Source organism: Kribbella sp. NPDC050470, from assembly GCF_044458365.1.
In the GTDB taxonomy this organism is placed as follows: Bacteria; Actinomycetota; Actinomycetes; order Propionibacteriales; family Kribbellaceae; genus Kribbella.
The window spans coordinates 285442-304973 of sequence record NZ_JBITHV010000014.1 but is presented as its reverse complement, the minus strand read 5'-3'; the positions used below and the strand labels follow the sequence as shown (position 1 = coordinate 304973).

Sequence of the window (19532 nt, the reverse complement as noted above, 5' to 3'; positions counted from 1 at the left end):
CCGCGTCCCCACCGCCCCGACCGACGAACCATGAACCAGAAGATGGTCAACATTCAGTTGCCGCAAGCTGGTCAGTTTTCGGCTGCCGTTGACATCGAGCCGCTTGGAAGCGCTCTGGTTCCGGCATCCGTCACGGCGTCGGCGAGTCGGTTGAGCGGGGACGATCGTCATCTTTGCTGGCTACTTCCCCACGCGTGGCTGGGTGCCATCGTCGAGGTTCTCGGAGCCACGGGCGCGGTCGACCGCGTCCGGACTTACGCGTTCCTCCTCCAGGCACTCCGTAGCCGGGCCTGACCGCGTCGCGTTGGATGCACCTTTTGGTGTCTTGGGGGCTGCAACCAACAGGACGCTGTGTCTCGGCGGGCTGTTGTTCGTGGGTATGAGGACGGCCCCGGAGCGGAGGCTTCGGGGCCGTGGGGTGGGGGTTTGTCAGGGGGTGGGCTTGTTGGGGTCCATGAGGGTGACGATTCGTTCTAGGTCGTCGAGGGAGGCGAACTCGACGGTGATCTTGCCCTTGGTCTTGCCGAGGTCGACCTTGACTCGGGTTTCGAAGCGGTCGGAGAGGCGGTCGGCCAGGTCGACGAGGCGGGGGGCTACTGGCTTGGCGCGGCGGCGTTGGGGGGTGGCGTCGTCGGAGTTCATGTCGCCGAGGGCGACGATCTCTTCGACGGTGCGGACCGAGAGGCCCTCGGCGACGATGCGCTGGGCGAGGCGTTCGATCGCGTCGCCGCTGGGCAGGCCGAGGAGTGCGCGGGCGTGGCCGGCGGAGAGGACGCCGGCGGCGACGCGGCGCTGGACCGAGGCCGGCAGCTTCAGCAGCCGGAGGGTGTTGGAGATCTGCGGACGCGACCGGCCGATGCGAGTGGCAAGGACTTCCTGGGTGCAGCCGAAGTCGTCGAGCATCTGCTGATAGGCGGCCGCCTCTTCGAGCGGGTTCAGCTGGCTGCGGTGCAGGTTCTCCAGCAGCGCGTCCCGGAGCATCACGTCGTCCGAGGTGTCGCGGACGATGGCCGGGATCGTGGCCAGGCCGGCTTGCTGGGTCGCGCGCCAACGACGCTCGCCCATGACGAGCTCGTACTTGTCGGCCTCCAGGCGCCGTACGACGATCGGCTGCAGCAGGCCGATCTCCTTCACCGAGTGGACCAGCTCCTCCATCGCCTCCTCGTCGAAGACGGTGCGCGGCTGCTTCGGGTTCGGGGTGATCCTGTCGACCTCGATCTCCGCGAACGACGCGCCCGGTACGGCGGTCAGTTCGGGCTCGGTCCTGATGGTCGCCGGCGGTGCACCGGGAATCGAACTGGACTTGCTGCCGAGCGTTGTGGTGCTACCGGGAGCGGGTGAGCTGGGGATCAGCGCACCAAGTCCGCGTCCGAGTCGGGTGTTCATCGCGCTCCCTCGAGTTCGACAACCTGCTGATGTTCTTGGAGTACCACTGCCCGCGGGCTCGTTTCACGTGAAACGCCGTTCGGGGCCGGTAGCTGCCTGAGCAACCGTAACTGGTCCCATCCAGCTCTTCGAACGGGCATCCACAGGGCTGACCGTCTGCCGGGCCTGTTCCACGTGAAACAGGCTCGACGATGTTCCACGTGAAACGTCGGGCTGGACAAACGAAGCGCCGGCCGAGCGGTGCTCGACCGGCGCCAGAGGCGTTCGGTTCAGGCGTTGTTCCGCATCGCGATCTCGCGGGAGGCCTCCAAGTAGGAGAGGGCTCCGGCGGACGCGGGGTCGTACGCGAGCACGGTCTGCCCGTGGCTCGGCGCCTCGGAGATCCGGACCGAACGCGGTACGGCGGTCCGCAGTACGGCGTCCCGGAAGTGGCCACGAACCTCGGCTGCGACCTCGCCGGCCAGCTTGGTCCGGGCGTCGTACATCGTCAGCAGGATCGTGGAGACATCGAGCCCGGGGTTCAGGTGCGACTTCACCATGTCGATGTGCCGGAGCAACTGGGACAGACCCTCGAGTGCGTAGTACTCGCTCTGGATCGGGACCAGGACCTCGCGCGCCGCGGTCAGTGCGTTGACGGTCAGGAGACCGAGCGACGGCGGGCAGTCGATGAAGACGTAGTCGTACTTCTCGCCGGCCGCTTCGGTCTCTTCCAGGTGCGCGTCGAGGGCGCGCTTCAAGCGGCTCTCGCGGGCCACGATGCTGACCAACTCGATCTCGGCACCGGCCAGGTCGATCGTCGCTGGGACGACCTGGATGCCGGGGTGCTCGGCGCACGGCTGCAGCAGCTTGCTCAGCGACTCGCCCTCGATGATCGCCTCGTAGACGCCGGGGGTCCCTTCCGAGTGGTCGATGCCGAGGGCGGTCGACGCGTTGCCCTGCGGGTCCAGGTCGATGACGAGGATGCGGGCGCCGTACAGCGCGAGACCGGCGGCGACGTTCACGGTCGTCGTGGTCTTCCCGACGCCACCCTTCTGGTTGGCGACGACGAAGACCCGGGTTTCAGCGGGCAGCGGGAACTCCCGGCCCATCGTGCGTCCTTCATTCACCAGCAGGGTCCGTTCGGTGGCGGCGGCGATCGGAGTCTCGAGAAGTCGTCGCTGAAGCTCGTCCGAGGTGGCCCGCGCGGCGATCTGTGCGGCAGTCATAGCGCCCATTCCGATAGGTGCGGGACTTGGCCCGAAGAGGATGTCAGTTGGGGTCGGGGCAGGTCTGCCCCCAGCTTCGTCCACAGGCCTCTGTGGACGAATTCCCGTGTGCAAGGGCAGTTTCATGGGGTCGTCATCCACAGGTCTTGGAGACTCGTCGAAGTCCTTGTCGGCGTCCATCAGTGACGCCGATTCGGCCCCGGCACCATCATCTCGCGACTCTGCCGTTCCACGTGAAACGGACGCCGGATCCGATGCCGGGGCGATGCTCAGACCCGTTGCGGCCGTAGCCCGAAGGGAAGCACCATCGACAGGCGGAGCGGTCGGAGCAGTCGAAGCAGCAGGGCTGTGAGGTGCGGTCGGCTCTGCGGCGGTGGACGGTTCAGGCGTCGTGCCCGGAGAGGCAGAGTGGTCGGTGGTCGGGTCCGAGGTGATCAGGCGGATGGCGGTTTGAGGGTCTGCCGGCCAGCCAATGCCCTGCGCTGTCTTCGGCTCACCGGTGCTCTTCTCGGGCCATCCGAGGGCACGACTCACCAACCCGCTCACCTCCCGCGTCTTCCGTGCCGGGATCCCCCTGCAGCACGTCCGGCCACAATACTCACGACTGTCGTCGGCTGGGCCAGTTCATCCGCACCGAGTTGGTGAATGTGCCAAACCTCTGCCCCGAGTGACGCAAGCTCGCGCTCCGAGGCCTCCAACTCCTCCTCGGCAGACGACCCCTTCATCGCCAGCATCAGTCCCCCTTCGGCGCACAGTGGCAGACACCACTTGGCCAGTTTGCCCAAGGGGGCGACAGCTCGCGAAGTCACCACGTCGTACGACGCCGGCGGAAGATCCTCGGCCCGGGAACGCACCACCGTGGCGTTCTCCAGACCGAGTACGTCGACCGCCTCTTGCAGGAAGGTGGTGCGCCGGAGCAGCGGCTCGACGAGCGCCACCTGAAGGTCAGGACGGACGAGCGCCAGCACGATCCCTGGCAGGCCGGCTCCGGTGCCGACGTCGGCCACCGTGGAGTCCTCAGGAATGAGGCGCTCGAGTACGGCGCAGTTCAGCAGATGCCGGTCCCACAGCCGCGGGACCTCACGCGGGCCGATCAGGCCACGCAGCGTCCCCTGGGTAGCGAGCAGTTCGGCGTACGCCGCAAGCCGGACCGCCGCCCGTGGATAAAACTTCTCCACGAGCGGCGGCGTTTCACGTGAAACAGGTTCGGTCACAAGCGGGCCTGTCCCGTCATCGGATCAGGCCGGCTGGACGACGACGCGGCGGCGTGGCTCCTCGCCCTCGGACTCGCTGGTCAGCCCGGCCGCCGCGACGACGTCGTGCACGACCTTCCGCTCGAACGGCGTCATCGGGTCCAGGCGCACCGGAGCACCGGTCGCCTGCACCTCCTCGACGGCCTTGCGACCGACCTCCTCGAGCTCCGCCTTACGGTTCGCCCGGTAGTTCGACACGTCCAGCATCAGCCGGGAGCGCTCGCCGGTCTCGCGGTAGACCGCCAGCCGGGTCAGCTCCTGCAGCGCCTCCAGCACCTTGCCGTTCTCACCGACCAGGTTGTTCAGCTCGGCGCCGACGATCGACACGGCGGCCCGGTCGCCGTCGATGTCCATGTCGATGTCGCCGTCCAGGTCGGCGATGTCCAGAAGCTCCTCGAGGTAGTCGGCCGCGATGTCGCTCTCCGCCTCGAGGGCCTTGAGCCGCTCGTCCGAGGTGGTCGTCTTGGCGGTGGGCTGCTCCGCCGCCTCGGTGTTCTGCATGCCGTCGGTCACGGCCAACTCCTTCGCAATGTCGAGATCCGCCCCACGGGGACCCAGGTGTACACAAGCAGGCAGGGTGACCGGCGACCGGTCAGCGGGAGCCGCCCGACTTCTTCTGCGCCGCCTTCTTCTGCGCGGCCGACTTGGCCGCGGGCTGGCGCTTCGCCGTCGTACCCTTCTTGCCGGCCGGCTGCTTCTTGGCAGCACCGGCCTGAGTCTTCTTGGCCGCTTCGGGCTTGGCGTTCGTCGACGCCTGCCCGTTGCTGGCGGAGGTGTCGGCAGTCGACTCGCTACCAGTCGACGAGGCACCTGTGGACGCGGCGCCGCCCTTGCGATCGCTGCGCGACTGCCGCTTCGGCTGCTGCCGCTGCGCCGGACGGCGGTCCGTGAGGGTCTCCGTCGTACCCTCCTCGCCTGCCAGGCCCTCCTCGGCCGGGCGGCCGGCGCGCAGGTTGTGCTCGCGCTTGCGGGCCTCCATGGCGTCGTACGCCGGGGTGCCGGGAGCCGGGTTGCGGCGGATCACGTAGAACTGCTGGCCCATCGTCCAGAGGTTCGAGACGAACCAGTAGATCAGCACACCGATCGGGAAGTTGAAGCCGCCGATCAGGAAGAAGATCGGGAAGACGTACAGCATGATCTTCTGCATCTGCGCGGCCTGGCCCTCGAGGGCCTCCTTCGGCATGTTCTTGCGCATCAGCTGCAGCTGCGTGATGAACATCGTCGTCGTCATCAGGATGATCAGGACGACCGCGACGATCTTGACGTTCATCGCGCCCTCGCCGCTGGCCCGCAGGAAGGTCTGCGAGATCTCGGCGCCGAAGATCGTGGCGTGCCGCAGCGACTCGATCTGCGGCTCGATGATGCTGCTGTGCGCCTCGCCCTTCGAGGCGCCGTCGAGCACCCGGAACAGGGCCAGGAAGACCGGTGACTGGAGCAGCAGCGGAAGGCACGAGGAGAACGGGTTGGTGCCCGTGTCCTTGTACAGCTTCATCATTTCCTGACCGAGCTTCTCCCGGTCATGGCCGTACTTCTTCTGCAGCTCCTTCATCTTGGGCTGCAGCAGCTGCATGTTCCGGCTGGAACGGATCTGCCGCACGAACAGCGGGATCAGCAGGGTCCGGATGACGATGGTCAGACCGGCGATCGACAGCGCCCAGGCCCAGCCGCCGTCCGGGTCCAGCACCAGGCTCAGCAGCCAGTGCCATCCGACGAGCAGCGCCGAGACAGCCCAGTACAGCGGCGTCATGACGGCGTTGAACAGGTCTACGATCCCGTCCCACAACGCGAGCTGGGGGATGGCCAGAAGAGTCACTCAAGCACCTCGCTGCACGGGCCCGGCGTCGGTGGACGATCCGGGCTGATTGGCGGAGATCGAGTCTCCGCGCTGGTCGACATCTGTGGGTGGAACGGGGTCGTAGCCTCCGGGGTTCCACGGGTGGCAGCGAATCAGCCTTTTCATCGCCAGCCAGCAACCGCGCACCGCGCCGTGGCGTTCGACCGCCTCCAGGGCGTACGCCGAACAACTCGGGTAGAACCTGCACACCTGCCCGTACATCGGGCTGACGAAGGTCCGGTAGAGCTTCAGGAAACCTATGATCCCGTACTTGACGGGGTTGATCCTCATCGTGACCCCAGCAACCGCGCCAAAGCGCCGTCCACGTCCGCGACCAGTTCGTCGTACGACGCCGAGGCGGACGACGGAAGGGCACGGACAACAGTCAGGCTGCCGGCCGGCAGATCAGGGAGCCGCGTCGCCAGTACGGCGCGCAGGCGGCGGTGGACCCGGTTCCGCAGAACCGCGTTGCCCACCGCCTTGTTCACCACGAATCCGACGCGAGCGGGATCGGCCGCGGCATCGTCCCGCCGGAACAGATGGACCACCACCGCGCGCCTGCCCGCACGCCGTCCGGACCGGACTGCGCGACGGAAGTCGTCGGACCGGCGCAACCGGTTCGACGCAGGCAACACGGGGTGGTCACCGTCGAGAAGACCGCTCAGGCCGCGAGGCGCTGACGGCCCTTGCCACGGCGGGCGGCGATGATGGCGCGACCCGCACGGGTACGCATCCGAAGACGGAAGCCGTGCTTCTTGTGCCGGCGACGGTTGTTCGGCTGGAACGTCCGCTTGCTCACTGGAATGACTCCGGTTACTCGAGATCACAATTGTCGACAAATCCACTGATAGATCTGCCGCTGGTGCAGTCCTGCACACCACTCAAGAACCCGGTTTGTGGTCCCGCAGGGAGCGCAGCACGAAACGGCCGGCTCAACACCGACCGATCCACGGTACGTGGCCGCCTGTGGATGGGTCAAACCAGTCATCCCCAGGGTTTTCCACAGGCTTGTGGACAGAATAGTCGACACACGAACGGTCAGGTGACCGTCACCGTGGGCTCTGCCACCATGACTACGCTCCGGCGTCAACTCGACACGCCGCAGGTTGCCCCCAATTTTGGGTTCATAGCCTGTGGATGACGGCTTGAAGCAGCCTGGCTCGACTTGTTAGCGTCAGCCCCTCACACCAGAGGTCCCACATCCCGCAACTGGTAACCAACCTGCTCCACCCGTCGTTCACATCTGTGGACAACCGTGTGGACAGTGCGGCGGCCGGCGGCGGACAAGGGCGGTCGCGCCGAGCCGGAGACGACGCAGCGACCGCACGGTGTCGGGTCTAACGGTCGCGCCGCCCGGGTCACCGGAACGCGCCGGCCACCGCAGCGATGGATTCGGGGAGCAACGCGTGGTCGAGGACCATTCCGCCAGTGCGGAATTCGCAGGGGACGCCGGAGCGGAGTTCAGGCCGGGGATCACCCCCGAGCCGGGTCCGGTGCCGCGGGCCGAGCCCGCGGAGGGCGCCACCCCTCCGACCACGCCGAGCGAGCTCGGCTACCCGTCGGCTCCGGCAGGCGACGGCTACCGCCCCGACGCCTACCGCTCGGAGCTCGAGCGGGCCGCCACCGATCTCCCTGGCACGACCGCTCCGGGCACGCCGTACTTCGGCTCCGCGCCGACCGTCGCCGACAACCTGTCGTACGCCGACGTACAGAACGACAAGTACTCCGTCGACGTGCCCCGCGCCGAGCGCTTCGGCCAGAGCGTCGCGTTCGAGGCAGAGGGCCGAGGCTTCGGCAGCACGCCCCAGCAGACCCCGGAGTACAGCAGCCCGCAGCAGTCCCCGGACTACAACACCGCACAGCGGACCCCGGACTACAGCGCACCACGGCAGTCCCCCGACTACGGCACGCCACAGCAGACCTCCGAGTACGGCGCTCAGCCACAGCCGCCGCAGTACGGCGGCTACCCGCAGCAACCCCAGTACGGCGCCGAGCAGCCGGCAGCTCACCACGGCAACGAGCAGCAGCCGCAGGATTACAGCGGGGAACTGAATCAACGTGGTGGTCTCGCTCCTCAATACAGCAGTGAGCGCGAACCGACCGGCGTGGGGCGAAGCGAGGGTGATGGGCGTGCGGACAACAGCAGTGCGGAGACCAGACCGGCCGTGCCTGATGTCGCGGAACCGGCCCCGGTGATGGACCTCGGTGACGCCTGGACCCGGGTGCTCGCGGGCCTGCCGCCGAACCAGCGCGCCTGGCTGACCAACTCCCGGCCGGTCACGCTGCACGAGAGCACCGCCATCGTCGCGGTGCCCGACGACTTCACCCGCGGCCAGCTCGAGACCCGGCTCCGCCCGGACCTCGAGCGCATACTGACCGAGAGCTTCGGCCGGGACATCCGGATCGCCGTGACCGTCGACCCGTCTCTCGACCCCGAGCTGCGCGAACCGCAGGCGCCGCCGCAGCCCGCCGTACGGGAGCCGCTGCGGACTGAGGGCTCCTACCAGCCGCCGATCCAGTCGCCGCGGACCGCCCCCAGCTCCACCGCGCAGCACCCCGGGCAGCATGCACAGCACCCTGGGCAGCACTTCGGGCAGCCCGCACCGCAGGAGCGCCCGGAGCCGGCTCAGCACTACGACCAGCCGACCCGACAGGCGCCACAGCTCGGCGCACCGCAGCTGGGAGCTCCGCAGCAGCAGTTCGGCTCGGTCGCACCACCGCCGAACGGCTCGGCCCCACCCCAGCCGGCCACCGAGGCCCAGGGTGAGGCCCGGCTGAACCCGAAGTACACGTTCGAGACCTTCGTCATCGGCAGCTCGAACCGCTTCGCGCACGCCGCCGCGGTCGCAGTGGCCGAGGCACCGGGCAAGGCGTACAACCCGCAGCTCATCTACGGCGACTCCGGGCTGGGCAAGACCCACCTGCTGCACGCGATCGGGCACTACGTCCGCAGCCTCTACACCGGGGCCCGCGTCCGGTACGTCTCCAGCGAAGAGTTCACCAACGACTTCATCAACGCGATCCGCGACGACAAGGCGTCCCAGTTCCAGCGCCGGTACCGCGATGTCGACGTACTGCTGATCGACGACATCCAGTTCCTCGAGGGCAAGATCCAGACCCAGGAGGAGTTCTTCCACACCTTCAACACCCTGCACAACGCGAACAAGCAGATCGTGATCAGCTCCGACCGGGCGCCGAAGCGCCTGGAGGCGCTGGAGGACCGGCTGCGGAACCGGTTCGAGTGGGGTCTGATCACCGACATCCAGCCGCCCGACCTGGAGACCCGGATCGCGATCCTGCGGAAGAAGGCGGCCACCGAGCGGCTGACCGCGCCGCCGGAGGTGCTGGAGTTCATCGCGTCGAAGGTGCAGACGAACATCCGTGAGCTCGAGGGCGCGCTGATCCGGGTCACCGCGTTCGCCAGCCTGAACCGGCAGCCGGTCGACCTGAGCCTGGCCGAGATCGTGTTGAAGGACCTGATCCCCGAGGGCAGCAAGCCCGAGGTGACGGCCAGCATGATCATGGGCCAGACCGCGTCGTACTTCGGTCTGTCGATCGACGACCTGTGCGGTTCGAGCCGGAGCCGGGTGCTGGTGACCGCCCGGCAGATCGCGATGTACCTGTGTCGCGAGCTCACCGACCTCTCGCTGCCGAAGATCGGCCAGCAGTTCGGCGGCCGCGACCACACCACGGTGATGCACGCCGAGCGGAAGATCCGGCAGTTGATGTCGGAGCGCCGCAGCGTCTTCAACCAGGTGACCGAGCTGACCAACCGGATCAAGCACCAGGCCAAGCAGCAATGAGGTCCGTGACCGCGCCCGGGAGCCTGCACGCCGAGCGCTACAGCGCGGTCACACGAACCACACAGGTTGGGGATACACCTGTGGAAAACTGTGGGTATCGCGGTGGACACAGCCGTGTGTGTTGTGGATTCGCTGTGGGGACAGATTTCGTCATCCGCAGGCGTCCCCAGCCCAAGCGAGATTCGTCCACACGGCATCCCCAGGCCGAAATGGGGTCTGACCTGCGAACTCGTCGCTTTTCCACAGTATCCACCGGTGCTAAGAACCCTATGGAATCTGTAGAGAGTTCCCAGTCCACAAAACGAACGAGCGGCCCGATCTGGGGAAAACCCCGGTCTCGCGCCGGTTTGACGGACCTGTCAGGCTGTTCTCAGAAGCACAGGAACGACGGCGACGCGACCCGCCCGGAGCGCCACGTCACGCCCGGTTGGCGCACATCACACTTGTCCGTGGCAGGATCTGCCTGGCACACAGCCGAATCAGGAGGCACCCAGCGGTGAAGTTTCGCGTCGAGCGCGACGTACTGGCCGAGTCGGTGGCCTGGGCCGCGCGCAGTTTGCCCAGTCGTCCCAGCGTCCCGATCCTTGCCGGCCTTCTGGTCGAGGCCGAGGACGGGCAGATCACCCTGTCCGGCTTCGACTACGAGACCTCGGTGCGGGTCACCGTGCCCGCGCAGGTGGCCGACAGCGGCAAGTGCCTGATCTCCGGCCGGCTCGTCGCCGACATCTCGAAGAGCCTTCCGAACCAGCCTGTGGACGTCGCCGTCGACGGCGCCAAGGCACAAGTGACCTGCGGCAGTTCGCGGTTCACGCTCCAGACGCTTCCCACGGAGGAATATCCGGCCCTGCCGGAGCTTCCGGCCGCCAGCGGAACGGTCAAGAGCGACGTCTTCGCCCAGGCCGTCTCCCAGGTGGTGACCGCGGCCGGCCGCGAGGACACGCTGCCGGTGCTGACCGGTGTCCGGGTGGAGATCGAGGGATCCACGATCTCGCTGCTCGCCACCGACCGCTACCGGTTGGCCATCCGCGAGCTCGAGTGGAACCCGCAGTCCCCCGATGCGTCCGCGGCCGCGCTGGTGCCGGCCCGGGTGCTGTCCGAGACCGCGAAGGCGATGACCGGGTCCGACGTGATCGTGTCGCTGGCCGCTCCCGGTACCGGTGACGGCATCGTCGGTTTCGAGGGCGAGGTGTCCGGCGGCAACCGGCGAGCCACTACCCGGCTGCTGGACGGCGAGTTCCCGAAGGTGCGCGGCATCATCCCGACCGACTCGGCGATCGCGACCCGGGTCCGGATCGACACCGCGACACTGGTCGAGGCGGTCAAGCGCGTCGCCCTGGTCGCGGAGCGGAATGCCCCGGTGCGGCTGACCTTCAGCGAGGACAGCGTGACGCTCGACGCCGGCAGCGGTGACGAGGCGCAGGCGTCCGAGTCGATCGAGGCACGGGTCTCCGGTGAGCCGGTTACTGTGGGCTTCAACCCGACGTACCTGCTCGACGGCCTGAACGCGATCGGCACGCCGGTCGCCCACCTGGCCTTCACGCAGGCGACCAAGCCGGCCGAGCTGACCGGTGTGCGGGACTTCGACGGCGAACCGATCAGCGAGTTCCGGTACGTGCTGATGCCGGTCCGCCTCAACAGCTGAAAGCCAACAGAACAAGGGGATTGCACGATGGAGCTCGGCCTTGTCGGTCTCGGCAAGATGGGCGGCAACATGCGCCAGCGGATCCGCAACGCGGGGCACACCGTGGTCGGGTTCGATCACAACCCGGACATCTCCGACGCCAAGGACCTGGCCGACATGGTCGGCAAGCTGACCGCCGACGGCCAGCCGAAGGTGGTCTGGGTGATGGTCCCGGTGCAGGCCATCGACCCGGTCATCACCGAGCTCGCCGACCTGCTCTCCCCCGGCGACATCGTGATCGACGGCGGTAACAGCCGCTGGACCGATGACACCCGGCGGGCAGCGCAGCTGGCCGAGAAGGACATCCAGTTCGTCGACTGCGGTGTGTCCGGCGGCGTCTGGGGCCTGGAGAACGGCTACGCGCTGATGTGCGGTGGCGAGAACGACACCGTCGCGACGCTGATGCCGATCTTCGAGGCGCTCAAGCCCGAGGGCGACTTCGGTTTCGTGCACGCAGGCAAGGTCGGCGCCGGCCACTTCAGCAAGATGGTCCACAACGGCATCGAGTACGCGATCATGCAGGCATACGCCGAGGGCTTCGAGCTGCTCGAGGCCGCGGACGTCGTGGAGAGCGTGCCGGAGACGTTCGAGTCCTGGCGCGAGGGCACCGTGATCCGGTCCTGGCTGCTGGACCTGATGGTGAACGCGCTCAAGGAAGACACCCACCTGGACAAGATCCGCGGGTACGCCGAGGACTCCGGCGAGGGCCGGTGGACCGTCGAGGCCGCGATCGACAACGCCGTACCGGTGCCGGCGATCGCCGCGTCGCTGTTCGCCCGGTTCGCCTCCCGGCAGGAGGACTCGCCGGCGATGAAGGCGATCGCGGCGATGCGTAACCAGTTCGGCGGCCACGCGGTCAAGGGCGCCGAGGACCCGTCGTACGCGACGCCGCCCACGAAGCACTGAGGTGTATGTCACCGCCCTGGGTCTGCTCGACTTCCGGTCCTACCAGCAGGCGGAGGTCCAGCTCGCCCCGGGCGTGACGGCCTTCGTCGGGCCGAACGGCCAGGGCAAGACGAACCTGGTTGAGGCGATCCACTACACCGCGACGCTCGGTTCGCACCGGGTGGCGAACGACGCCCCGCTGGTGCGAGCCGGCGCCAGCAGAGCGATCGTGCGCACCGAGATCCGCAGCCAGTACGACCGGGACGTGGTCGTCGAGCTGGAAATCAATCCTGGGAAGGCAAATCGGGCCCGGGTGAACCGGTCGCCGGTGCCGCGGCCGCGGGAAGTGCTCGGCCTGCTCCGCACGGTCCTGTTCGCGCCCGAGGACCTGGCGCTGGTGAAGGGCGACCCCTCCGAACGCCGCCGGTTCCTGGACGAGCTGCTGACGTTGCGGGCGCCGCGGATGGCCGGCGTGCGGCAGGACTACGACCGGGTGCTGAAGCAGCGGAACTCGTTGCTCCGCAGCGCGTCGATGGCCCGCCGGCAGAACCGGTCGAGCGCCGCCGAGGGACAGCTGCGCACGCTGGAGGTGTGGGACTCGCACCTCGCCCGCGCCGGCTCCGAGCTGCTCGCGACCAGGCTCGAGCTGCTCGAAGCCCTTCGGCCGATGGTCTCCAGCGCGTACGACGCTGTTGCCCGAGGCAAGGGTGATGCCCGGTTGGAGTACAAGTCGTCGGTCCTCCTCGAGCCCGGTGTGGTGTCGCGCGAGGAGCTGGCCCAGGTGCTGCTCGACGCGGTGCACGAGAAGCGGCAGGACGAGCTCGAGCGTGGCGTGTCGCTGGTCGGTCCGCACCGCGACGACGTCGTACTCGGGCTCGGGGACTTGCCTGCGAAGGGGTACGCGAGTCACGGTGAGTCCTGGTCGTTCGCGCTCGCGCTGCGGCTGGCGTCGTACGAACTGCTCAGGGCGGATGGGGGTGAGCCGGTGCTGATCCTGGACGACGTGTTCGCGGAGCTGGACACGCAGCGCCGCGACCGGCTGGCCGAGCTGGTCGCGCCGGCGGAGCAGGTGCTGGTGACCGCGGCGGTGGGCGCTGACGTGCCCGCTGAGCTCAGCGGTGTGCGCTTCGACGTGGGTGACGGGACCGTCAGCCGTGCCTGAACCCCGGAATTCCTCTGAGAGCGGCTTCGAGAGCGAGGCCGCTCCGGAGCCGCCGGGCGAACCTGAGCACGACAAGCAGGGGCTGGACCTGGCGAAATCGCTCGCCGGCCGACTGAAGGGCATGAGCCCGGTCAAGCCGGTCAAGCGGACCCGCCGGCGGCCGCGGATCGACGGCGCCCAGGTCAGCAGCGCGCGGCCGGACGACCGGGATCCGCAGAAGCTGACCAACACCCTCGGCCGGCTGATGCGGGACCAGGGCTGGGAGGTGGACGTCGCCGTACATGGGGTGATGGCGCGCTGGCCGGCGATCGTCGGGCCGGAGATGGCCGAGCACTGCAAGCCGGAGAGTTACCAGGACACCGAGCTCACCGTCCGCACCGACTCCACCGCCTGGGCAACCCAGCTGAAGATGCTCGCCCCGGACCTGGTCCGCCGCTTGAACGCCGAGCTCGGCGAAGGCACCGTCACCCGCGTCAACGTCCAGGGACCGCACGCCCCGTCCTGGCGGAAGGGCCCGCGGACGATCCGCGGCGGCCGCGGACCCCGCGACACCTACGGCTGACCGACCGCCGAGAGCGAATTGCTCGGGCGACCCGCCCCTCCCCTAGGATCAGGCGCGATGCGCACGATCGTCGACGGCTTCATCGAGATGGTCCGCCTGATCGGAGACACCTTCCGGTTGTGGTGGCGGAACCTGCTGCCCATGGTGACCTGGTTCTTCGCCGGGTACGTCGGGTTCAAGGTCTGCATGGAGTGCGCCATCTGGCTGGCCGAGCACTCGCACTCGAGTATCGGCGTCGGTGTGTTCTCGGCCGGTGTGCTGATCCAGATCGCCGCGTACGTCGGCATGATCCGGGCCTGTGCGAACTCGCTGTACCGCTGGCGGGACGCGGCGAGCAACCAGGCCGAGGAGACGTCGGACCCGACCCAGCAGGGGCTGCTGGAGCTGCTGGCCGTGACACTGCTGCCGCTGGTCGCGGTCTGGTCGGCCTGGGGATTCCTGGAGGACCAGGTCTCCATGCTCAACGTCAGCAACATGGTCGAGCGCGGCATGCAGCCCGGTTCGGGCTTCTTCGACCTGGCCAACGGGGCCTGGCACAAGTACCTGCCGGCGATCGTCATCCTGCTGGTGCTGCGCCGGGTGATCCAGGCGGTCGACGACCGCTGGCCGAGCCGGCCGGCCAAGTTCGTCCAGGTCTGGGCCGAGGCGTTCTTCCTGCTGATCACCGTCGTGGTCGTGCCGTTCGCGATCGACGATGCCAAGGACTGGTTCGAGGTGCGTTCGTTCTGGTACTGGTCGGTCGACTGGTGGGACGGGCTGAAGGACTTCTTCGCCGGCATCAATATCCCGGTCCCGGCCGGCCTCGAGTTCCTCTGGGGCTTCTTCTGGGAGACCCTCTGGCCGTTGTTCAAGCTGGGCGTCGCCGAGCCGCTGACCTGGCTGGCGATCACCACGGTCGTGTTCGGCCACCGGGTGCTGTCCAGTGGCGGCGTCTTCCGCGGCACGCGCATCGAGCAGCGGTTCGGTGGCCAGCTCGAGGCCGAGGCCCCGAAGCAGAACCGGGTGGTCGCGCTCACCAGCAAGGCGCCGAACCTGGTGCTCGGCGGCCTGCGGGAGAAGTTCTACCCGACGCTGAACGCGTTCCGGCTGCTGGTGCGGGTCGGGCCGGTGTTCCTGGGCGTGGTCTGCATGGTCTACACGTTCTGGGTGCTCGCCGACGAGTGGGCGTTCGTGGCGATCCAGCGGGCGATCGGTGTGCACGGCGAGCGCTGGGGCCTGATGAACGCCGAGCTCGCGTCGATGATCGACAACGCGATCTTCGAGACGCTGCGGATCGCGCTGCTCGCGGCCGCGTTCGACTTGTGCATCTCGGTGAGCAGCGAGCGCCGGGCCGAGGCCGCAGCCGCCGAGGCCGAGAAGTCAGCCCAGCCCTCAGCCTGACCTACCCGGTGTCACCGCCGTATGGCGAGAGGTCCGGCCCAATCGCCGTACGGCGAGACGCTCGGTCGGGATCGCCGTACGGCGGGATGGCTCAGGGCGTGATGAGGACCCGGCGGAAGCCGTTCCGGTCCTGCATGCTCACACCCACGATGTGCGACGCGGCGTCCGCCGGGATGACGTAGATCATCGCCACCTGACGCGGCTTGTCGAGCTCGAACCCCTCGTCCTTGCCGTCGTCGTCGCTGTCGTCGGCGTAGCAGTTGGTCGGCAGCTCCCAGTCGGAGGTGTTCTGCCCGGCCTGCCAGACGTTGCCGCGGTCGTCCCACAGGTCCGCGCCGCAGGTGAAGCCGCCGTCCTTGAGGTAGACGCCCTTCCGCGGGGTCGCGGTCAGCTTGGCGATCATCAGGACGGCGCCGGCGGTGCTGCCCATCCCGATCTCCTCGCCCTTCTTGTCGACGATCCGGGTGTAGGGCTGCAGCGAGTCGAGCTTCCACTCGACGTGGCCGATCGTCACCGGGCCGCCGCTGGTGGCGACCTCGTTGATGTTGCCCTCGTTGTAGATCCGCTCCTCGTCGTCCAGGTAGACGCGGGTCACCATGTACACGCTGGTGGACATCAACGCCAGCAGCAGCGAGATCTGGGCGGCCAGCCGGGCGGCTCGGTTCAGGCCCCTCATGACGACGCCACCCGGATCACCGGGTCCTGCAGCACGTACTGCGCGTCGGCGCCGTCGACGAGTTCCTGGGCGACCTCTTCACTCGGGATGCCGAGGTCGACCTCGACGTAGGAGTTCAGAACGGTGAACAACATACTTGGCCGGATCTCCAGTTTGAGCCCCTTGAGGTCGGTCGGGTTCACCTCGAAGACGATCGCGCCGGTCTTGGCGAAACCCGCTTCGGGGAAGTCGATCCCGGAGTCGGTCAGTCCGCCGATCGGATGGTAGATCGTGCCGCCGTCGGCGACCAGGCTGGGGCCGGTGTTGGCCGGCTTCTCGATCCCGCGCACGGTGTCCCACTCGAGGGCGACGTAGACGCCGTTCGTCTCGAACGGCTTGTCGTCGTCGCTGCCGTCCTCCTCGACCAGCGTCTTGGCGAACTTCATCCGGGTGATGGTCACGGTCGAGTCGGAGCCGGCGTACTTCAGCGGCTCGCCGATCGTGCCGCCTACGGCGATCAGATGCTGGTCCTCGAACACCTGTTCCGGAGCAGCCAGCCGGGTGACGCCGCCGAGCAGGACGAACAGGATGCCGACGAGCACGGTGGCCGGCCGATAGAGCTTCACTTGTCGCCCTCCGTGACGTCGACGGTCTCGGGCTTCAGCTGGACGACGGCGTCCGGCCGCTCGTTCTGCCAGTACGGATCGTCGTTGGCGCCGAACAGGCTGTCGTCGCCCTCGTACTGCTCACCCAGGACACCGATCTCGACCAGGTCCGAGGTGAAGTCGGGTGCCACCTCGAAGGTGGTGTAGCAACTCTCCGGAGGCAGGCCGTAGACGACCTTCCAGTTCAGCGCGCCGCGGCAGTCGCCGCCGTTGGACTTGACATACTCCGCGCCGCCGCCCGGGACGAAGACCAGCAGCTTGCCCTCCAGGCTGTCGCTGGTCTTCTCCTCCTCGTCGATGTTCTTCAGGTCGAAGTAGACCCGGAGCTCGGTCTCGGCGTCGGTGTACTCCCCCGCCTTCTTGACCCGGATCTCGGCCTTGGTGAAGTTGTACTCCCACTTGCCGGACTCGACGGTCACCGGCGCGGTCAGCGTGGGGACCGTCCGGCCCTTCCGCTCCTTCCAGCCGCCGGTGGCCAGGATCACCAGGGCGAGTACGACGACGAGGGCGATCGCGATCAGCCACTTGCGCCGGTGCCGGTGAATCACCCGGTCGGCGATCATGGCGTCGATGACGTCGTCGAGACTTTCCACGGCAGCGATCCTAAAGGTCCGTGGGTCCGCGACGGCCCCCTGTCGGGTCGTACGCTCAGTGGTCTGGACCGGTGGGTTCGGTCTCGATCCCGAGACCGCCGTACCCGGATCTCTCGGAGGCCGCTGAGGGCCCGTGAGCGCTTTTGAGCCCCCTACCCGCGAGAGGGGACATGGCGAGGAGGGCGAAAAGACGCCCAGTCCACAGTTTCGGCCTCCTGATGGCAGGTTCTGCTTCGGTCGACAGGTAGAATGGACCGTGTAGGGCGAGCCGCACCTCTGACAACACTGCAGAGGGCGGCTTCCACTGTGCCGCGATGCCTCGCAGACGCGAGGTCCGAGGAGGACAACCACCGGTGACCGACGAGCCGACCGAGATCGACGCCAACCAGTCCGCCGACCCCATCGGCACCGTCGTACCCGACAGTGAGGTCCCCTCCAACGTCGTGGAGCGGGAGTACGACGCCAGCGCGATCCAGGTCCTCGAGGGCCTCGACGCGGTCCGGAAACGGCCGGGTATGTACATCGGCTCGACCGGTGAGCGCGGACTGCACCACCTGGTCACCGAGGTGGTCGACAACGCGGTGGACGAGGCGATGGCAGGCGTCTGCGACAAGATCGTCGTCACGCTGCTCCCCGACGGCGGCATCCGGGTCGTGGACAACGGCCGCGGCATTCCGGTCGGCATCGTCGAGTCCGAGGGCAAGCCGGCCGTCACCGTCGTACTGACCGTGCTGCACGCCGGCGGCAAGTTCGGCGGCGGCGGGTACAAGGTGTCCGGCGGTCTGCACGGTGTCGGTGTGTCCGTGGTGAACGCGCTGTCCACCCGGCTCCGCGTCGACGTCATGCAGAACGGCCAGGAGTACACCCAGTCCTTCACCATGGGCGTGCCGGACGAGGAGCTGGCCGAGGTCGGCCCGTCCGACGAGCACGGTACGACGATCACCTTCTGGGCGAACCCGGACATCTTCGAGACCACGACGTACTCCTACGAGACGCTGTCCACCCGGTTCCGCGAGATGGCCTTCCTGAACAAGGGCCTGGAGATCGTGATCCGGGACGAGCGGCCGGACCACACCGAGGACGGCAACCCGGTCGAGCAGTCGTTCAAGTACGACAACGGCCTGGTCGACTACGTGAAGTACCTGACCGGCATCCGGGAGACCGTGCACCGCGACGTGATCTCGTTCGAGGCCGCGGCCAACGGCGAGAACAGCATGAGCCTCGAGGTCGCGCTGCAGTGGAGCGGCTCGTTCCAGGAGTCGGTGCACACCTTCGCGAACGCGATCAACACCCACGAGGGCGGCACCCACGAGGAAGGCTTCCGGGCCGCGCTCACCTCGCTGGTCAACTCGTTCGGCGAGGACCAGGGCATGATCAAGAAGAAGGAGGACCGGCTCACCGGTGACGACATCCGGGAAGGCCTGACCGCGATCATCTCGGTCAAGCTGGGTGAGCCGCAGTTCGAGGGACAGACCAAGACCAAGCTCGGCAACACCGAGGTCAAGGGTTTCGTCCAGCGGGTCGTGAACGACAAGCTCGGCGCCTGGTTCGAGCAGAACCCGGCCGAGGGCCGCGAGATCATCCGCAAGGCGACCGCCGCGGCGAGTGCCCGGATCGCGGCCCGGAAGGCGCGCGACCTGGCCCGCAACCGCAAGGGTCTGCTGGGCGGCGGCGGGCTGCCGGGCAAGCTGTCCGACTGCCAGTCGACCAACCCGGAGGAGTGCGAGGTCTACATCGTCGAGGGTGACTCGGCCGGTGGCTCCGCCAAGGGCGGCCGGGACCCGAAGTTCCAGGCCATCCTGCCGATCCGCGGCAAGATCCTGAACGTCGAGAAGGCCCGGATCGACAAGGTCCTGCAGAACAACGAGGTGCAGGCGATCATCTCCGCGCTCGGCACCGGGATCCACGAGGACTTCGACGAGGAGAAGCTCCGGTACCACAAGATCGTGCTGATGGCCGACGCCGACGTCGACGGCCAGCACATCCGGACCCTGCTGCTGACCCTGCTGTTCCGGTTCATGCGGCCGCTGATCGAGCGCGGGCACGTGTACGCCGCCCAGCCGCCGCTGTACAAGATCCGCTGGAGCAACTCGGCGCACGAGCTGGCCTACACCGACCGGGAGCGCGACGGCCTGCTCGAGGCCGGCGCCGAGGCGGGCAAGAAGCTGCCCAAGGAGAACCCGATCCAGCGCTACAAGGGTCTCGGCGAGATGAACGCGAACGAGCTGTGGGAGACCACGATGGACCCAGCCAATCGGGTGCTGCTGCAGATCACGCTGGACGACGCGGTGCGTGCCGACGAGACGTTCCAGACGCTGATGGGCGACGACATCGAGGCGCGGCGCAGCTTCATCCAGCGCAACGCCAAGGACGTTCGCTTCCTCGACATCTGATGGACGCGCGGCCCGCTCTGCCCTGGGCTGCGCTCCGCCCGCCCCACTTGACCGACGTACTGAACTGAACGGGAC

Annotated in this window: 17 protein-coding genes and 1 pseudogene; 7 read left to right on the top strand and 11 right to left on the bottom strand. The window is 67.9% G+C overall.

What is annotated here, in order from left to right; all coding sequences use genetic code 11:
• Positions 1–429: 429 nt before the first annotated feature.
• The 8 genes and pseudogenes from ACIBGM_RS38675 to rpmH all read right to left on the bottom strand — a co-directional run bounded on the left by ACIBGM_RS38675 (position 430) and on the right by rpmH (position 6477).
• Positions 430–1386, bottom strand: coding sequence for a ParB/RepB/Spo0J family partition protein (locus ACIBGM_RS38675; protein ID WP_396388370.1), 957 nt, complete (start codon positions 1384–1386; stop codon positions 430–432).
• Between the two features lie 269 nt (positions 1387–1655).
• On the bottom strand, positions 1656–2591 hold the full coding sequence (locus ACIBGM_RS38670; protein WP_360527804.1) for an AAA family ATPase: 936 nt from the start codon (positions 2589–2591) through the stop codon (positions 1656–1658).
• A gap of 542 nt (positions 2592–3133) precedes the next feature.
• Positions 3134–3769 (bottom strand): 16S rRNA (guanine(527)-N(7))-methyltransferase RsmG, encoded by a 636-nt coding sequence (gene rsmG / locus ACIBGM_RS38665; protein ID WP_396388369.1) that lies wholly within the window; start codon positions 3767–3769, stop codon positions 3134–3136.
• Between the two features lie 60 nt (positions 3770–3829).
• Positions 3830–4345, bottom strand: coding sequence for a R3H domain-containing nucleic acid-binding protein (locus ACIBGM_RS38660; protein ID WP_360528056.1), 516 nt, complete (start codon positions 4343–4345; stop codon positions 3830–3832).
• A 325-nt stretch (positions 4346–4670) separates the two neighbouring features.
• Positions 4671–5657 (bottom strand): annotated as a pseudogene (gene yidC, locus ACIBGM_RS38655) (membrane protein insertase YidC); the annotation flags it as partial.
• A complete protein-coding gene (gene yidD / locus ACIBGM_RS38650) occupies positions 5658–5969 on the bottom strand; it encodes a membrane protein insertion efficiency factor YidD (protein WP_360527810.1) in 312 nt (103 codons plus the stop codon). It abuts the pseudogene before it with no gap.
• The gene (gene rnpA, locus ACIBGM_RS38645) at positions 5966–6313 is read right to left on the bottom strand and encodes a ribonuclease P protein component (protein ID WP_396388368.1); all 348 of its coding nucleotides are present in this window, start codon (positions 6311–6313) and stop codon (positions 5966–5968) included. The genes yidD and rnpA overlap by 4 nt, the downstream gene beginning before the upstream one ends.
• 26 nt (positions 6314–6339) lie before the next feature.
• Entirely contained in the window at positions 6340–6477 is a 138-nt protein-coding gene (gene rpmH / locus ACIBGM_RS38640) for a 50S ribosomal protein L34 (RefSeq protein ID WP_130386492.1), read from the bottom strand.
• A 1396-nt stretch (positions 6478–7873) separates the two neighbouring features.
• Here rpmH and dnaA point away from each other — a divergent pair.
• From dnaA to ACIBGM_RS38610, 6 genes are all read left to right on the top strand, one after another.
• Positions 7874–9481: a chromosomal replication initiator protein DnaA gene (gene dnaA, locus ACIBGM_RS38635; RefSeq protein ID WP_396388374.1), complete on the top strand. Its 1608-nt coding sequence runs from the start codon at positions 7874–7876 to the stop codon at positions 9479–9481.
• A gap of 496 nt (positions 9482–9977) precedes the next feature.
• Entirely contained in the window at positions 9978–11123 is a 1146-nt protein-coding gene (gene dnaN / locus ACIBGM_RS38630) for a DNA polymerase III subunit beta (protein ID WP_360527816.1), read from the top strand.
• Between the two features lie 27 nt (positions 11124–11150).
• The gene (gene gnd / locus ACIBGM_RS38625) at positions 11151–12068 is read left to right on the top strand and encodes a phosphogluconate dehydrogenase (NAD(+)-dependent, decarboxylating) (RefSeq protein WP_360527819.1); all 918 of its coding nucleotides are present in this window, start codon (positions 11151–11153) and stop codon (positions 12066–12068) included.
• Between the two features lies 1 nt (position 12069).
• Entirely contained in the window at positions 12070–13209 is a 1140-nt protein-coding gene (recF, locus tag ACIBGM_RS38620) for a DNA replication/repair protein RecF (protein ID WP_396388367.1), read from the top strand.
• Positions 13202–13771, top strand: a complete 570-nt coding sequence (locus ACIBGM_RS38615; protein WP_360527825.1) for a DciA family protein — start codon at positions 13202–13204, stop codon at positions 13769–13771. Before recF ends, ACIBGM_RS38615 begins: the two co-directional genes overlap by 8 nt.
• Positions 13772–13828: 57 nt before the next feature.
• A complete protein-coding gene (locus ACIBGM_RS38610) occupies positions 13829–15151 on the top strand; it encodes a hypothetical protein (RefSeq protein ID WP_396388366.1) in 1323 nt (440 codons plus the stop codon).
• A 91-nt stretch (positions 15152–15242) separates the two neighbouring features.
• Here the strand turns inward: ACIBGM_RS38610 and ACIBGM_RS38605 are convergent, their stop codons facing one another.
• The 3 genes from ACIBGM_RS38605 to ACIBGM_RS38595 are packed head-to-tail and all read right to left on the bottom strand — an operon-like array spanning position 15243 to position 17064.
• The gene (locus ACIBGM_RS38605; protein WP_396388365.1) at positions 15243–15827 is read right to left on the bottom strand and encodes a hypothetical protein; all 585 of its coding nucleotides are present in this window, start codon (positions 15825–15827) and stop codon (positions 15243–15245) included.
• Positions 15824–16432 carry a hypothetical protein gene (locus tag ACIBGM_RS38600; RefSeq protein ID WP_360527834.1) on the bottom strand — a complete coding sequence of 203 codons (609 nt, stop codon included), beginning with the start codon at positions 16430–16432 and terminating at the stop codon, positions 15824–15826. Before ACIBGM_RS38600 ends, ACIBGM_RS38605 begins: the two co-directional genes overlap by 4 nt.
• Positions 16429–17064 (bottom strand): hypothetical protein, encoded by a 636-nt coding sequence (locus ACIBGM_RS38595; RefSeq protein ID WP_396388364.1) that lies wholly within the window; start codon positions 17062–17064, stop codon positions 16429–16431. Before ACIBGM_RS38595 ends, ACIBGM_RS38600 begins: the two co-directional genes overlap by 4 nt.
• 314 nt (positions 17065–17378) lie before the next feature.
• On the opposite strand from ACIBGM_RS38595, the gene gyrB reads away from it, so the two are divergent.
• Positions 17379–19457: a DNA topoisomerase (ATP-hydrolyzing) subunit B gene (gyrB, locus tag ACIBGM_RS38590; RefSeq protein WP_396388363.1), complete on the top strand. Its 2079-nt coding sequence runs from the start codon at positions 17379–17381 to the stop codon at positions 19455–19457.
• The last annotated feature ends 75 nt before the right edge of the window (positions 19458–19532 follow it).